The 15,512-nt window shown below is 51.3% G+C and carries 12 protein-coding genes and 1 pseudogene; 9 read left to right on the forward strand and 4 right to left on the reverse strand.

Annotation, left to right across the window (positions count from 1 at the left end):
- Positions 1 to 96 precede the first annotated feature (96 nt).
- A pseudogene (gene gtgE / locus ACLJR2_RS21945) lies at positions 97 to 276 on the reverse strand (virulence effector protease GtgE); the annotation flags it as partial.
- A 270-nt stretch (positions 277 to 546) separates the two neighbouring features.
- Positions 547 to 738: a DinI-like family protein gene (locus ACLJR2_RS21950; protein ID WP_000497441.1), complete on the reverse strand. Its 192-nt coding sequence runs from the start codon at positions 736 to 738 to the stop codon at positions 547 to 549.
- Between the two features lie 426 nt (positions 739 to 1,164).
- On the opposite strand from ACLJR2_RS21950, the gene pepN reads away from it, so the two are divergent.
- The 3 genes from pepN to zapC all read left to right on the forward strand — a co-directional run bounded on the left by pepN (position 1,165) and on the right by zapC (position 5,703).
- Positions 1,165 to 3,777 carry an aminopeptidase N gene (pepN, locus tag ACLJR2_RS21955; RefSeq protein WP_001534725.1) on the forward strand — a complete coding sequence of 871 codons (2,613 nt, stop codon included), beginning with the start codon at positions 1,165 to 1,167 and terminating at the stop codon, positions 3,775 to 3,777.
- Positions 3,778 to 3,984: 207 nt separating this feature from the next.
- Complete coding sequence (gene pyrD, locus ACLJR2_RS21960; RefSeq protein WP_000291723.1) at positions 3,985 to 4,995, forward strand: quinone-dependent dihydroorotate dehydrogenase; 1,011 nt, start codon at positions 3,985 to 3,987, stop codon at positions 4,993 to 4,995.
- A gap of 165 nt (positions 4,996 to 5,160) precedes the next feature.
- Positions 5,161 to 5,703 carry a cell division protein ZapC gene (zapC, locus tag ACLJR2_RS21965; protein WP_001220671.1) on the forward strand — a complete coding sequence of 181 codons (543 nt, stop codon included), beginning with the start codon at positions 5,161 to 5,163 and terminating at the stop codon, positions 5,701 to 5,703.
- On the opposite strand, the gene ACLJR2_RS21970 is transcribed toward zapC, so the two are convergent.
- Positions 5,700 to 6,809, reverse strand: a complete 1,110-nt coding sequence (locus ACLJR2_RS21970) for a YcbX family protein (protein WP_000224074.1) — start codon at positions 6,807 to 6,809, stop codon at positions 5,700 to 5,702. The genes zapC and ACLJR2_RS21970 overlap by 4 nt on opposite strands.
- Positions 6,810 to 6,907: 98 nt before the next feature.
- Between ACLJR2_RS21970 and rlmKL the strand changes: the two genes are divergently transcribed.
- The 6 genes from rlmKL to rmf all read left to right on the forward strand — a co-directional run bounded on the left by rlmKL (position 6,908) and on the right by rmf (position 14,832).
- Positions 6,908 to 9,016: a bifunctional 23S rRNA (guanine(2069)-N(7))-methyltransferase RlmK/23S rRNA (guanine(2445)-N(2))-methyltransferase RlmL gene (gene rlmKL / locus ACLJR2_RS21975; RefSeq protein ID WP_001086485.1), complete on the forward strand. Its 2,109-nt coding sequence runs from the start codon at positions 6,908 to 6,910 to the stop codon at positions 9,014 to 9,016.
- A 12-nt stretch (positions 9,017 to 9,028) separates the two neighbouring features.
- Entirely contained in the window at positions 9,029 to 10,936 is a 1,908-nt protein-coding gene (locus tag ACLJR2_RS21980) for an ABC transporter ATP-binding protein (RefSeq protein ID WP_000053044.1), read from the forward strand.
- A gap of 14 nt (positions 10,937 to 10,950) precedes the next feature.
- Complete coding sequence (gene pqiA, locus ACLJR2_RS21985) at positions 10,951 to 12,204, forward strand: membrane integrity-associated transporter subunit PqiA (protein WP_000333145.1); 1,254 nt, start codon at positions 10,951 to 10,953, stop codon at positions 12,202 to 12,204.
- Between the two features lie 4 nt (positions 12,205 to 12,208).
- Positions 12,209 to 13,849 (forward strand): intermembrane transport protein PqiB, encoded by a 1,641-nt coding sequence (pqiB, locus tag ACLJR2_RS21990; protein ID WP_000433416.1) that lies wholly within the window; start codon positions 12,209 to 12,211, stop codon positions 13,847 to 13,849.
- Positions 13,846 to 14,409, forward strand: a complete 564-nt coding sequence (pqiC, locus tag ACLJR2_RS21995) for a membrane integrity-associated transporter subunit PqiC (protein ID WP_000759137.1) — start codon at positions 13,846 to 13,848, stop codon at positions 14,407 to 14,409. Before pqiB ends, pqiC begins: the two co-directional genes overlap by 4 nt.
- 255 nt (positions 14,410 to 14,664) lie before the next feature.
- Positions 14,665 to 14,832, forward strand: coding sequence for a ribosome modulation factor (rmf, locus tag ACLJR2_RS22000; RefSeq protein ID WP_001537784.1), 168 nt, complete (start codon positions 14,665 to 14,667; stop codon positions 14,830 to 14,832).
- 99 nt (positions 14,833 to 14,931) lie between these two features.
- Here rmf and fabA read toward each other — a convergent pair whose 3' ends face one another.
- Positions 14,932 to 15,450, reverse strand: a complete 519-nt coding sequence (fabA, locus tag ACLJR2_RS22005; protein WP_000227928.1) for a bifunctional 3-hydroxydecanoyl-ACP dehydratase/trans-2-decenoyl-ACP isomerase — start codon at positions 15,448 to 15,450, stop codon at positions 14,932 to 14,934.
- Between the last annotated feature and the right edge of the window lie 62 nt (positions 15,451 to 15,512).

Here is a 15,512-nt window from a genome sequence, read left to right on the forward strand (position 1 = left end):
GTGGCGTCGTCACAGTGCCTGTGGCGGTCTCAGTCCGGAACAATTTGAAAACCAGAACCTCGCTTAGGGCTGTGTCCACATTACGTGGGTAGGATCATTATTGCCATCTCTGGATTTGATAACATTTAATGAGCAAACCCAGCAATTATTGTAGAGGGTGTTGCCTGTGGTATCAAACTGGCTTTGAAAGTTACGATGGTGAATAATCTGACCCTGAGGAGTTGCTGTATTACTTCTGTAAACGCTGCCTAAACTATTTTGAATGTGTCTTAACATAATATACTCGCCGAATAGTAATTTTGTTAATGTAATTATATACTACAGTGTGGATATTAATACAATTCTTTTGTTGTTAATTATTATTTATGAAATTAATTAAAAGTGAATAAGTTAGAGGTGTTTGTTGGCCTTAAAATTACATTTGTTGAGGGGGCTTATATGATATGTTTTTATTGTATTGTCGCATTTTTCTTAAGCTGAATCCGGATTTTGGGGAGGTGGCTAAATGTAAATGACGTGGTTTAAGATAAATCTATTTTTAATAAGCTATCTGTTCAAATTTTCGCGATCGCTTTTGTTGGTATCACTATTCAAGCAGTTTGCCTGCATCGGCTTCACCCTCACTTCGGCATCAGGGAAAATCTGGTGCACCTGCTTCGTCAGTTCGGCCAGAATGATCTCGCTGGCCCCTTCGAGTCCTTCAACATTACGCTTGTCATAAACCAGTTCTACGAACATACGTGTTTCGCTAATAACTGTTTGTATATACAGTATTTTTGCTTTGGCGGTTTTGTCTGTCAAGGCATGAACCACTTGTTTTTAAATTTTGGGGAACATACTGCGGGCGTGTTTGTTATCGATTTTCCCTGCAGGGCTGATGGGGTCTGGCGTTGACTAAAATTATGTGTGGGGCATGGATGGGGCAAAAGTGGTCTGTGAAGTTCGTTAAAGTTCGTTAATCAAGCTTCATCTCGATCTCGCTCATCCCTTGTTTAAAGCGCTCCTGGACGATCTTTATCGATTTTAAAAACTATGAGTACATATTATAAAAATGTAGCAAATAGGCCGTTTGTGCCTGAAAAGATGAACATTCTGCGTAGCGCGATTTGCGCAACAGGAATAGACTGGAGTCGACACTCTACACAAAGATGCGAAAGGTTTTTTATGACACAACAGCCACAAGCCAAATACCGCCATGACTATCGCGCGCCGGATTACCAGATTACTGATATTGACTTGACCTTTGACCTCGATGCCGAAAAAACCGTGGTCACCGCAATAAGCCAGGCTGTTCGTCATGGCGCGCCTGATGCGCCTCTTCGCCTTGATGGGGAAGATTTAACGCTGGTATCTATCCACGTCAACGATGCGCCGTGGACAGCATATAAAGAAGAAGAGGGCGCGCTTATCATCAGCGACCTGCCAGAGCGTTTTACGTTACGCATTGTCAACGAGATAAGTCCGGCGGCGAATACGGCGCTGGAAGGATTGTACCAGTCAGGCGATGCGCTCTGTACCCAGTGTGAAGCGGAGGGCTTCCGCCATATTACCTGGTATCTTGACCGCCCGGACGTACTGGCGCGATTTACCACCAAAATTATTGCCGATAAAAGCAAATATCCGTTCCTGCTCTCCAATGGCAACCGTGTTGCACAGGGCGAGCTGGAGAATGGCCGTCACTGGGTTCAGTGGCAAGATCCGTTCCCGAAACCGTGTTATCTGTTTGCGCTGGTGGCCGGTGATTTTGACGTGCTGCGCGATACCTTTACCACCCGCTCCGGGCGTGAAGTCGCATTAGAACTGTACGTTGACCGTGGCAATCTGGATCGCGCGCCGTGGGCAATGACCTCGCTGAAAAATTCCATGAAATGGGATGAAGCGCGTTTTGGGCTCGAATATGACCTCGACATCTATATGATTGTCGCGGTGGATTTCTTTAATATGGGCGCGATGGAGAATAAAGGTCTCAATATCTTTAACTCCAAATACGTGCTGGCGCGAACCGATACCGCGACGGATAAAGATTATCTCGATATTGAGCGCGTGATAGGCCATGAGTATTTCCACAACTGGACCGGCAACCGCGTCACCTGCCGCGACTGGTTCCAGTTGAGCCTTAAAGAGGGGCTAACCGTGTTCCGCGATCAGGAGTTTAGCTCTGATTTGGGGTCACGCGCGGTGAACCGCATCAGTAACGTGCGTACCATGCGCGGTTTACAATTCGCGGAAGACGCCAGCCCGATGGCGCATCCTATCCGCCCGGATAAAGTAATCGAAATGAATAACTTCTACACCCTCACCGTTTATGAAAAGGGCGCGGAAGTCATTCGCATGATCCACACGTTGCTGGGTGAGGAAAATTTCCAGAAGGGGATGCAGCTTTATTTTGAGCGCCATGACGGCAGCGCCGCGACGTGTGATGACTTCGTACAGGCGATGGAAGATGCTTCTAATGTCGATTTGTCCCATTTCCGCCGCTGGTACAGTCAGTCCGGCACGCCGATTGTAACGGTAAAAGATGATTATAATCCGGAAACCGAGCAGTACACGTTGACCATCAGCCAGCGCACTCCGGCGACGGCGGATCAGGCGGAGAAGCAGCCGCTGCATATTCCATTCGCCATCGAACTGTACGATAACGAAGGCAACGTCATTCCGTTGCAAAAAGGCGGTCACCCGGTCAATGCCGTGCTGAACGTCACGCAGGCGGAGCAGACATTTACCTTCGATAATGTTTACTTCCAACCTGTTCCGGCCTTGCTGTGCGAGTTTTCAGCGCCGGTGAAACTGGAATATAAATGGAGCGATCAGCTGTTGACGTTCCTGATGCGCCATGCGCGCAATGATTTCTCCCGTTGGGATGCGGCGCAAAGTCTGCTGGCCACATACATTAAACTGAATGTGGCGCGTCATCAGCAGGGGCAACCGCTATCGCTTCCGGTGCATGTCGCTGATGCGTTCCGCGCAGTACTGTTGGATGAGAAAATCGATCCGGCGTTGGCCGCAGAAATTTTAACGCTGCCTTCGGCCAATGAAATTGCGGAGCTGTTTGAGGTCATTGACCCGATCGCCATTGCGCAAGTTCGTGAAGCGCTAACGCGTACGCTGGCGGCAGAACTGGCGGATGAGTTCTTAGCTATCTATAACGCCAATCATCTGGATGAGTATCGTGTTGATCACGGCGATATCGGTAAGCGCACGCTGCGCAATGCTTGCCTGCGCTTCCTGGCGTTTGGCGAGACGGAGCTGGCTAATACGCTGGTCAGCAAACAGTATCGCGACGCCAATAATATGACCGATGCGCTGGCGGCCCTGTCTGCTGCGGTGGCGGCGCAGTTGCCGTGCCGCGATACGCTGATGCAGGAGTATGACGATAAGTGGCATCAGGACGGCCTGGTGATGGATAAATGGTTTATCCTGCAATCCACAAGCCCGGCGGAAAATGTACTGGAAACCGTACGCGGCCTGCTCAAACACCGTTCTTTCAGTATGAGCAACCCGAACCGCATCCGTTCATTAATTGGCGCGTTTGCTGGCAGCAACCCGGCGGCGTTCCATGCGCAAGACGGTAGCGGATACCAGTTCCTGGTCGAGATGCTGACCGATCTTAATAGCCGTAACCCGCAGGTAGCATCTCGCCTCATTGAACCGCTGATTCGTCTGAAACGTTATGATGATAAGCGTCAGGAGAAAATGCGTGCGGCGCTGGAGCAGTTAAAAGGACTGGAGAATCTTTCCGGCGATCTGTACGAGAAGATAACTAAAGCGTTAGCCTGACAGTATCCGTTATAAAGAGGTAAGACATGCCCGGTAAGCGTTAGCGCTGCCGGGCATTTTTTTGCCGGACGATGACGCTTCCTGGCGAAACGTGAAGTGAGAATGAAGGAAAACGATTGCTATTTATTGCCGTAGGTCAATTCCCTTTTGCCTTGTTATCGCCCATAATACGCCCCCGGTTTGCACACCGGGAATCCAGGAGAGTTCATGTACTATCCCTTCGTTCGTAAAGCCCTTTTCCAGCTCGATCCAGAGCGCGCTCATGAATTTACATTTCAACAATTACGCCGCATTACAGGTACGCCGCTGGAAGCGCTGGTGCGCCAGAAAGTACCGACAAAGCCGGTTACCTGTATGGGACTTACCTTTAAAAATCCACTGGGGCTGGCTGCCGGTCTGGATAAAGACGGGGAGTGCATCGACGCGTTAGGCGCGATGGGGTTTGGCTCCCTGGAAATCGGCACCGTGACGCCGCGCCCACAGCCGGGTAACGATAAGCCGCGTCTTTTTCGTCTGGTGGATGCTGAAGGTCTGATCAATCGGATGGGCTTTAATAATCTGGGCGTCGATAACCTGGTCGAGAATGTTAAAAAAGCCCATTTTGATGGTATTCTGGGAATTAACATCGGTAAAAATAAAGATACGCCTGTCGAAAATGGCAAAGATGACTACCTGATTTGTATGGAAAAAGTCTATGCTTATGCGGGTTATATCGCCATTAATATTTCTTCGCCGAATACGCCAGGGCTACGTACGCTCCAGTATGGCGATGCGCTGGACGATCTGTTAACTGCCATTAAAAATAAGCAAAACGATCTTCAGGCGATCCACCATAAATATGTGCCGGTGGCAGTAAAGATCGCGCCGGATCTTTGTGAAGAGGAATTGATCCAGGTTGCCGATAGCCTGCTTCGTCATAATATTGATGGGGTGATTGCGACAAATACCACCCTCGATCGTTCTCTGGTACAAGGAATGAAAAATTGCCAGCAAACGGGGGGATTAAGTGGCCGGCCATTACAATTAAAAAGCACAGAAATTATTCGCCGTTTATCCCAGGAGTTAAAGGGACAATTGCCTATTATCGGCGTCGGCGGCATTGACTCAGTTATCGCCGCGCGCGAGAAGATAGCGGCAGGAGCTACGCTGGTACAAATTTATTCCGGCTTTATTTTTAAAGGCCCGCCATTGATTAAAGAAATCGTAACGCACATCTAAACTTTAGCCTTTATCAGACAACCAGGGCTTTATTTCCGGCGCTGGTTGTTTTATATTTCTCCACTGTTGCTTATTTAGACATTTTAGGCTTTTATTATTGGGGTAATAAACGAAGCGGCAAAAGGACAATGCTGTTACGAGTTGCTTAAAAGCGGGAGAGAGGTAATGCGAATTAAACCTGACGATAACTGGCGCTGGTATTATGATGAAGAGCACGATCGTATGATGCTCGATCTCGCCAATGGTATGCTTTTTCGCTCGCGCTTCTCTCGTAAAATGCTTACGCCGGACGCGTTTTGCCCGACCGGTTTTTGTGTGGATGATGCCGCGCTCTATTTTTCCTTTGAAGAAAAATGCCGGGATTTCGAATTAACCAAAGAGCAACGCGCGGAGTTGGTGTTGAATGCGCTGGTGGCGATTCGCTATCTCAAACCGCAGATGCCAAAAAGCTGGCATTTTGTAGCGCATGGCGAAATGTGGACCCCAGGAACGGGCGATGCCGCAAGCGTCTGGTTAAGCGATACGGCGGAACAGGTTAATTTGCTGGTCGTTGAGCCGGGAGAAAATGCCGCGTTGTGTCTGCTGGCCCAGCCGGGTGTGGTGATAGCAGGCCGAACCATGCAGCTTGGCGATGCAATTAAAATTATGAACGACAGGCTGAAACCGCAGGTTCACTGTCACAGTTTCAGCCTTGAACAAGCGGTTTAATTTTCCAGTCGTAACGCGGTCTTAGGCACGCAGCTACAGCTCAGAATCGTACCATCGTCACCCATAGCCGATTTTTTCAGCGGACTTACTTCGCCTTCCAGCAAACGTATCCGGCAGCAACCACAGATACCAGCCCGGCAAGAATACGGAATACGAATCCCCTGATTCTCCAACTGTTCCAGTAGTACCTGTTGATTATTCCCGCAGAAGGTTTGCCCCTGCCAGTCGATGGTTACACTCGCGTCCGGGTGTTTCTCTGGCGTAACGCTGTCGTCGACCGTTGTGGCGCCATAAGCTTTTGCCGGGGCTGTCGCCAGAATCTCCACCTCATCGCCGACGCGAATGACGCCGCTATTGCGGGCAATCAGATTCTGACCGAAATCCACATCGCCATTGTCCTGGGCGGTACGAAAAGCTTGCAGTGTCGCCAGCGGTTCTCCGGAAGGATGTTTTTGCCCCTTTTCAGGGCTGACGGTCGTAAAAATACAGCGGCTACAGGGCTTCACGACGTCAAAAATCACATCGCCAATGCGAAGCACTTTCCAGCTATCTTCCTCCCAGGCCGCTACGCCGGAAACCACTAAGTTTGGGCGAAATTGTTCCATTTGTACGCCTGCCGGACAACGCTGTTGCAGATCGCGCAGCGAGGCTTCGTTGGTCAATAAATACGGGTAGCCATCGGCAAATCCCAGCGGCACCGCGTTATGCCGTTTAACCCGGCGCGTCAACTGCGGCCCAACCCAGCGCAACTGGACATCGCGGGAGAAAAAGCCGCTCAACCATTGATTAATCGCCGTCGGGGCGACGCGAGCGGTAAAATGGTTTCCCCAGACCTCGGTCGGCGCATCCTGCGGGGTGAAATCCGTAAAGCGAACCAGCGCGCTACTGCCGTCTGGCGCGGTCAAATGGAGGCCGTCGTGTAAGGGAGAGGGGGTAAAACGTACCATTTGTGGAAACTGGCGGGCGGTAATAAATGTGCCGTCAGGCTCGGTCACCATGAAGATGCGATCAAAAGCCAGGCCGCTGATATCTGCCAGCGCATGAGTGAGGCCAATGCCGCGCATGGATTTGACCGGATGAATAAAGAGCCGTGATAACGTCGCCACCGTACAGTCCCTCAAATGAAAATAAGCCTTCAACTTTATGACATGGGCGTGAGATTAGCTATAATGCGCAACAATTTTCTTAGCGTAAAAGTGACAATATGAATTCTCTGTTTGCCAGTACGGCCCGCGGGCTGGAAGAGCTGTTAAAAACTGAACTGGAAAAACTGGGCGCCGTAGGGTGTCAGGTTGTTCAGGGTGGGGTCCATTTTCAGGGCGACACGCGGCTTATTTACCAGAGCCTGATGTGGAGCCGCCTGGCCTCGCGTATTATCCTGCCGATGGGTGAGTGCAAGGTCTACAGCGATCTCGATCTTTACCTCGGCGTTCAGGCGATAAACTGGACAGAGATTTTTAATCCTGGCGCGACGTTTGCGGTGCATTTCAGCGGCCTGAACGACACCATCCGTAATAGTCAGTATGGCGCGATGAAAGTTAAAGACGCGATTGTCGATGCGTTTACGCGGAAAAATCTTCCGCGTCCAAATGTGGACCGCGAATCGCCGGACCTCCGTATTAACGTCTGGCTGAATAAAGAAACTGCCAGCATTGCGCTGGATCTCAGTGGTGATGGCCTGCACCTGCGCGGTTATCGCGATCGCACCGGGCTGGCGCCAATTAAAGAGACACTGGCGGCAGCGATTGTTATGCGTTCCGGCTGGCAACCAGGTACGCCGCTGCTCGACCCTATGTGTGGTTCGGGGACACTGTTGATTGAGGCCGCGATGTGGGCGACCGATCGCGCGCCGGGACTGCACCGTGGTCACTGGGGATTTAGCGGCTGGGCGCAGCATGACGAAACTATCTGGCAGGAAGTGAAAGCCGAAGCGCAGACCCGGGCGCGTAAGGGACTGGCGGAGTATTCCTCTCATTTCTACGGTTCCGACAGCGATGCGCGCGTCATTGAGCGGGCGCGCAGCAATGCCCGTCGCGCCGGTATCGGCGAGCTTATCACCTTTGAAGTGAAAGATGTGGCGCAACTGAGTAATCCATTGCCGAAAGGCCCGTATGGTACGGTGATCAGTAACCCGCCTTACGGCGAACGTCTGGACAGCGAACCGGCGCTGATTGCGTTGCACAGCCTGCTGGGCCGTACCATGAAAAATCAGTTTGGCGGCTGGAACCTGTCGCTGTTCAGCGCTTCGCCCGATCTGCTGGGCAGCCTGCAATTACGTGCCGACAAACAGTTTAAAGCCAAGAATGGCCCGCTGGACTGCGTGCAGAAAAACTATCATATTGCGGAAACCACGGCGGACAGTAAGCCGGCGACGGTGGCGGAAGATTACGCTAATCGCCTGCGTAAAAATCTTAAAAAGCTGGAGAAATGGGCGCGCCAGGAAGGGATTGAATGCTATCGCTTGTATGATGCCGACCTGCCGGAATATAACGTGGCGGTAGACCGTTACGGCGACTGGGCGGTGATTCAGGAATATGCGCCGCCGAAAACGGTGGATGCGCAAAAAGCGCGGCAACGTCTGTTCGATATTATTGCGGCAACCTTGTCAGTGCTCGGTATTCCGCCGAATAAACTGGTGTTAAAAACCCGTGAACGGCAAAAAGGAAAAAACCAGTATCAGAAAATGAGCGAGAAGGGCGAGTTCCTTGAGGTCAGCGAATATAATGCGCGCTTATGGGTAAATCTGACGGATTATCTCGACACCGGTCTGTTCCTCGATCACCGTATTGCCCGCAGAATGCTGGGAGAAATGAGCAAAGGCAAAGATTTCCTGAATCTCTTTTCTTATACCGGCAGCGCCAGCGTACATGCGGGTCTGGGCGGCGCGCGCAGCACCACAACGGTGGATATGTCCCGCACCTATCTGGAGTGGGCCGAACGTAATTTGCGTCTGAACGGACTGAGCGGCCGCGCGCATCGCCTGATTCAGGCCGACTGCCTGGGCTGGCTGCGCGAGGCGAATGAACAGTTCGATTTGATCTTTATCGATCCGCCGACGTTCTCTAACTCAAAACGTATGGAAGAGTCGTTTGATGTTCAGCGCGATCATGTCGCGTTAATGAAAGATTTAAAACGCCTGCTGCGTAAAGGCGGCACCATCATGTTCTCAAATAATAAGCGCGGATTCCGTATGGATCTGGAAGGGCTGGCTGAGCTGGGGCTTACCGCACAAGAAATTACGCAAAAAACGCTTTCCCCGGATTTTGCCCGTAACCGTCAGATTCATAACTGCTGGCTGATCCGCGCCGCCTGAAAGGAAAAGTAAATGTCATTAATCAGTATGCATGGCGCATGGCTGTCGTTCAGCGACGCGCCGCTTCTCGATAACGCAGAGTTGCATATCGAAGATAACGAACGCGTCTGTCTGGTGGGGCGTAACGGCGCCGGGAAATCCACCTTGATGAAGATCCTCAACCGCGAACAGGGTCTGGACGATGGGCGTATTATTTATGAGCAGGATCTGATCGTCGCGCGTCTGCAACAGGACCCGCCCCGTAATATTGCGGGCAGCGTCTATGACTTTGTCGCCGAAGGTATCGAAGAACAAGCGGAATACCTCAAGCGCTATCATGAGATTTCCCGTCTGGTGATGACCGATCCCAGCGAGAAAAACCTCAATGAAATGGCGCGCGTACAGGAACAGCTCGATCATCATAATCTTTGGCAGCTGGAAAACCGTATTAATGAAGTGCTGGCGCAGCTTGGACTCGATCCTAACGCCGCGCTGTCGTCGCTCTCCGGCGGCTGGCTGCGTAAAGCCGCGCTGGGTCGGGCGCTGGTCAGCAATCCGCGCGTATTGTTACTGGATGAACCGACTAACCATCTGGATATCGAAACTATCGACTGGCTGGAAGGGTTTCTGAAAACCTTTAACGGAACGATTATTTTTATCTCTCACGATCGTTCGTTTATTCGCAATATGGCAACCCGCATTGTCGATCTCGATCGTGGCAAACTGGTCACCTATCCGGGAAATTACGATCAATACCTGCTGGAGAAAGAAGAAGCGCTGCGCGTAGAAGAATTACAAAACGCGGAATTTGATCGCAAACTGGCGCAGGAAGAAGTCTGGATTCGCCAGGGTATCAAGGCGCGCCGCACCCGTAATGAAGGGCGCGTGCGGGCGTTAAAAGCGATGCGTCGTGAACGCAGCGAGCGCCGGGAAGTGATGGGCACGGCGAAGATGCAGGTCGAAGAGGCGACGCGCTCCGGTAAAATCGTTTTTGAGATGGAAAACGTCGATTACCAGGTAGAAGGAAAACAACTGGTAAAAGATTTCTCCGCTCAGGTACAGCGCGGCGACAAGATTGCGTTAATTGGCCCGAACGGCTGCGGTAAAACCACGCTACTGAAACTGATGCTGGGACAGCTTCAGGCTGACAGCGGGCGCATCCACGTAGGAACGAAGCTGGAAGTCGCCTACTTCGATCAGCATCGCGCCGAACTGGATCCGGAAAAAACCGTGATGGATAACCTTGCGGAAGGCAAGCAAGAGGTGATGGTAAACGGTAAGCCGCGCCATGTACTGGGCTATTTGCAGGACTTCCTGTTTCACCCCAAACGGGCGATGACACCCGTCCGCGCGCTTTCCGGCGGCGAACGTAACCGTCTGCTGCTGGCACGACTGTTCCTCAAGCCGAGCAATCTTTTAATTCTCGATGAACCAACGAACGATCTTGACGTCGAAACGCTGGAACTATTAGAAGAATTAATTGATGGCTATCAGGGCACGGTACTACTGGTCAGCCACGATCGGCAATTTGTCGATAATACCGTGACGGAATGCTGGATTTTCGAGGGCGGCGGCAAAATCGGACGTTATATCGGCGGCTACCATGATGCGCGTGCGCAGCAAGAGCAGCATCTGGCGACGAAACAGCCGATGGCGAAAAAAAATGAGGAAGTTATTGCCCCTAAAGCAGAAATTGTAAAACGTGGCAGTAGCAAACTAAGCTATAAACTGCAGCGCGAGCTGGAGCAGTTACCCGGTCAGCTTGAAGACCTGGAAGCGAAGCTGGAAGCGCTACAGGCGCAGGTTGCGGATGCGGCCTTTTTTAGCCAACCCCATGAGCAAACGCAGAAAGTTCTGGCCGATTTAAGTCAGGCGGAGCAAGAACTTGAGCAAGCCTTCGAACGTTGGGAGTATCTTGAAGGCCTGAAAAACGGGGCATAACGAAAGGAGCGCCTATGTGTGAACATCACCATGCTGCGAAGCACATATTGTGCCCGCAATGCGACATGCTGGTGGCTTTACCCCGCCTCTCGCATGGGCAAAAAGCAGCATGTCCACGATGCGGCGCAACGTTAACGACCGAGTGGGACGCGCCCCGGCAGCGTCCTACCGCCTATGCGTTAGCGGCACTATTTATGTTGCTGCTTTCTAACCTTTTTCCCTTCGTGAATATGAATGTCGCGGGCGTCACCAGCGAAGTCACGCTTCTGGAAATCCCCGGCGTCATGTTTTCTGAAGATTACGCCAGCCTCGGCACGTTCTTTTTATTATTTGTCCAACTGGTGCCGGCATTTTGCCTGGTGACCATTCTATTACTTGTCAACCGCGCCAATCTGCCGTTGTCGGTAAAAAAAACGCTGGCAAGGATCTTTTTCCTCCTCAAATCGTGGGGAATGGCGGAAATATTTCTCGCCGGGGTGTTGGTTAGTTTTGTTAAGCTGATGGCCTACGGCGATATCGGCATCGGCAGCAGTTTTATTCCCTGGTGCTTATTTTGTCTCGTTCAACTGCGGGCGTTCCAGTGTGTCGATCGCCGCTGGCTGTGGGATGATATCGCCCCGCAGCCTGCACTGGCGCAGCAGTTAACGCCGGGGATTACCGGTATCCGGCAGTCTTTGCGTTCTTGCGCCTGCTGCACGGCGATCCTGCCTGCGGAGAGTCTCGTCTGTCCGCGTTGCCATACGAAAGGCTATGTCCGGCGTAAAAACAGTTTGCAGTGGACGCTGGCGTTATTATTTACCTCGATCATGCTTTATCTGCCCGCCAATATTTTGCCGATTATGATTACCGACTTACTGGGCTCGAAAATGCCGTCGACCATTCTGGCTGGCGTGATTTTGCTGTGGAGCGAGGGGTCTTATCCGGTGGCGGCGGTTATCTTTCTCGCCAGTATTATGGTGCCGACGCTAAAAATGATCGCCATTGCCTGGCTTTGTTGGGATGCGAAAGGCCACGGTAAGCGCGACAGTGAACGGATGCATTTTATTTATGAAGTAGTGGAGTTTGTGGGGCGCTGGTCAATGATTGATGTCTTTGTCATTGCCGTACTCTCTGCGCTGGTGCGTATGGGAGGGTTAATGAATATTTATCCTGCGATGGGTGCGTTGATGTTTGCTTTAGTCGTCATAATGACAATGTTTTCTGCGATGACCTTTGATCCGCGTCTGTCGTGGGATCGTGAATACGAACCAGGCCATGAGGAGTCCTGATAGCATGGAACCTAAAAAAGGGGAAGCCAAAGTACAAAAGGTGAAAAATTGGTCGCCTGTCTGGATATTCCCGATTGTTACTGCGCTTATCGGAGCCTGGATTCTGTTTTATCACTACAGCCACCAGGGACCGGAAGTGACCTTAATTACCACCAATGCGGAAGGCATTGAAGGCGGAAAAACGACGATCAAAAGTCGCAGCGTGGATGTCGGCGTGGTTGAAAGCGCGACGCTGACTGACGATCTGACCCATGTACAAATCAAAGCACGGCTTCATTCCGGTATGGAGAAGTTGCTGCATAAAGACTCGGTATTTTGGGTCGTAAAACCGCAGGTGGGGCGTGAAGGCATCAGCGGGCTTGGGACGTTGTTATCAGGCGCGTATATTGAACTACAACCAGGAAGTAAGGGCAGTCAGCCGGAAAGCTATCAGCTTCTTGACTCACCGCCGTTGGCGCCGCCCGATGCCAAAGGTATTCGTGTGATTCTGGACAGCAAAAAGGCCGGTCAGCTCAGTCCTGGCGATCCCGTTCTGTTCCGGGGTTATCGGGTAGGATCCGTTGAAACCAGCTCTTTCGATCCGCAAAAACGGACAATGAGTTATCAGTTGTTCATTAAGGCGCCAAACGATCGATTGGTCACCAGTAATGTCCGATTCTGGAAAGATAGCGGTATCGCTGTGGATCTGACATCGGCGGGAATGCGCGTGGAAATGGGATCGTTGACGACGTTGTTTGGCGGCGGCGTGAGTTTTGATGTGCCGGAAGGACTTGAGCAGGGGCAACCCGTCGCCGAAAAAACGGCGTTTAACCTCTACGACGATCAAAAAAGTATTCAGGATTCGCTGTACACCGATCATATCGATTACCTGATGTTCTTTAAAGATTCGGTGCGCGGATTACAACCCGGCGCGCCGCTGGAGTTCCGCGGTATTCGTCTGGGGACGGTAAGCAAAGTGCCTTTCTTTGCGTCTAATATGCGTCAGGTGTTTAACGACGATTACCGTATTCCTGTGCTGGTGCGCATTGAACCGGAGCGTCTGAAAGCGCAACTGGGAGAAAATGCGGATGTTGGCGCGCATTTGACGGAACTGCTTAAGCGCGGTTTACGCGCTTCGCTTAAAACCGGTAACCTGGTGACCGGGGCGCTGTATGTCGATCTGGACTTTTATCCTAAGGAGCCGCCGATTACCGGGCTACGTGAATTTGATGGTTATGAAATTATTCCCACCGTCAGCAGCGGCCTGGCGCAAATTCAACAGCGACTGGTGGAAACGCTGGATAAGATCAACAACCTGCCGCTGAATCCGATGATCGAACAAGCGACCAATACGCTGTCTGAAAGCCAGCGTACTATGCGTCGGCTGCAAACCACGCTGGATAATATGAACAAGATTACCTCCAGTCAGTCGATGCAGCAGCTTCCGGCGGATATGCAAACGACGTTACGCGAACTTAACCGCAGTATGCAAGGCTTCCAGCCTGGATCGGCGGCGTATAACAAAATGGTGGCGGATATGCAGCGTCTCGATCAGGTGCTTCGTGAGTTACAACCGGTGTTGAAAACTCTGAACGAGAAGAGCAACGCGCTGGTATTTGAAGCGAAGGATAAAAAAGATCCTGAGCCTAAGAGGGCGAAACAATGAAAAAATGGCTAGTCGTGATAATGGCGTTCTGGCTGGCGTCATGTAGCTCCGGCGGAGAGAATAAAAGCTATTATCAGCTCCCGATAGCGCAAAGCGGTGTGCAAAGCACCGCAAGCCAGGGCAACCGTCTCTTATGGGTAGAGCAGGTTTCAGTACCTGACTATCTGGCAGGTAACGGTGTGGTGTATCAAACCAGTGATGTCCAGTATGTGATTGCCAATAACAATCTGTGGGCCAGCCCGCTGGACCAGCAATTACGTAACACGCTGGTGGCGAATCTTAGCGCCCGGCTTCCTAGCTGGGTCGTCGCTTCCCAGCCGTTGGGAACCACCCAGGATACGTTAAACGTTACCGTAACCGGATTCCATGGACGTTACGATGGTAAGGTTATCGTCAGCGGGGAGTGGCTATTAAACCACAACGGACAACTGATTAAGCGGCCTTTCCATATCGAAGCCAGCCAGCAGAAAGATGGCTATGATGAGATGGTCAAAGTACTTGCAAGCGCATGGAGTCAGGAAGCAGCCGCTATCGCAGATGAGATAAAGCGCCTTCCCTGAGATAAAAGTAATGTAAATTTAACCGCCTCAGGTCGTGCGCCTGAGGCGGTTTTTTTATTTTTGACGCCGGAAAAATAGTTGTTATGGCTCACATTTTTTGTACAAATGATTTACCGTATAGCTCACAAATATGACATTGGTGTGAATTTTGCGCATTGACGGGCGATCCATTTAGAGGTATTCGTGTAGTGTGATTGCACATTTTGTAATCACTGTTTTCTTTTCCACCAGATACAAATATGAGGGAAACGAGGCATGAAGAGACAAAAACGAGATCGCCTGGAACGGGCACATCAACGTGGATATCAGGCCGGCATCGCCGGACGATCAAAAGAAATGTGTCCCTATCAGACGCTGAATCAACGGTCATACTGGTTGGGAGGTTGGCGACAAGCCATGGAGGACAGGGCGGTAATGGCCTGATTCTGTCTCTTTAGAAAAAGAAACCTCCGCAGTGCGGAGGTTTCGCCTTTATTGGCTTTGCAAGCATGATACTGATAGCGCGGAATATCAATTCAACACTTAGAACGCGGAAGTATCCTGGAACAAACCGACTTTCAAATCGTGTGCGGTATAGATCAGACGACCATCTACCAGAACCTCACCGTCCGCCAGGCCCATGATCAGGCGACGGTTTACGATACGTTTGAAATGAATGCGATAGGTGACTTTCCTGGCTGTCGGCAGAACCTGGCCGGTAAATTTCACTTCGCCCACGCCCAGAGCGCGGCCTTTGCCTTCGCCGCCCAACCAGCCCAGGTAGAATCCCACCAATTGCCACATAGCATCCAGACCCAGACAACCGGGCATCACCGGATCGCCGATAAAGTGGCATCCGAAGAACCATAGATCCGGATTGATATCCAGCTCGGCTTCGACATAGCCTTTGTCGAAATTGCCGCCCGTTTCGGTCATCTTAACGACGCGGTCCATCATCAGCATGTTCGGCGCAGGGAGTTGCGGCCCTTTAGCGCCAAACAGTTCACCACGACCAGAGGCAAGAAGGTCTTCTTTTGTATAGGATTCGCGTTTATCTACCATGTTTTATGTAAACCTTATTTTATTGAAGCACGCAGGATAGCTAACACGTGTACGCTGAACAA

The organism is Salmonella sp. SAL03688 (genome assembly GCF_046551895.1).
GTDB lineage: Bacteria > Pseudomonadota > Gammaproteobacteria > Enterobacterales > Enterobacteriaceae > Salmonella > Salmonella enterica.

What these genes read in the sequence shown, in the direction of transcription:
- pqiA (WP_000333145.1), top strand. Translation starts at nt 10,951, where the DNA reads ATGTGTGAACATCACCATGCTGCGAAGCACATATTGTGCCCGCAATGC.
- zapC (WP_001220671.1), top strand. Translation starts at nt 5,161, where the DNA reads ATGCGAATTAAACCTGACGATAACTGGCGCTGGTATTATGATGAAGAG.
- ACLJR2_RS21950 (WP_000497441.1), bottom strand. Translation starts at nt 738, where the DNA reads ATGTTCGTAGAACTGGTTTATGACAAGCGTAATGTTGAAGGACTCGAA.
- pepN (WP_001534725.1), top strand. Translation starts at nt 1,165, where the DNA reads ATGACACAACAGCCACAAGCCAAATACCGCCATGACTATCGCGCGCCG.
- rlmKL (WP_001086485.1), top strand. Translation starts at nt 6,908, where the DNA reads ATGAATTCTCTGTTTGCCAGTACGGCCCGCGGGCTGGAAGAGCTGTTA.
- fabA (WP_000227928.1), bottom strand. Translation starts at nt 15,450, where the DNA reads ATGGTAGATAAACGCGAATCCTATACAAAAGAAGACCTTCTTGCCTCT.
- pyrD (WP_000291723.1), top strand. Translation starts at nt 3,985, where the DNA reads ATGTACTATCCCTTCGTTCGTAAAGCCCTTTTCCAGCTCGATCCAGAG.
- pqiB (WP_000433416.1), top strand. Translation starts at nt 12,209, where the DNA reads ATGGAACCTAAAAAAGGGGAAGCCAAAGTACAAAAGGTGAAAAATTGG.
- ACLJR2_RS21980 (WP_000053044.1), top strand. Translation starts at nt 9,029, where the DNA reads ATGTCATTAATCAGTATGCATGGCGCATGGCTGTCGTTCAGCGACGCG.
- rmf (WP_001537784.1), top strand. Translation starts at nt 14,665, where the DNA reads ATGAAGAGACAAAAACGAGATCGCCTGGAACGGGCACATCAACGTGGA.
- pqiC (WP_000759137.1), top strand. Translation starts at nt 13,846, where the DNA reads ATGAAAAAATGGCTAGTCGTGATAATGGCGTTCTGGCTGGCGTCATGT.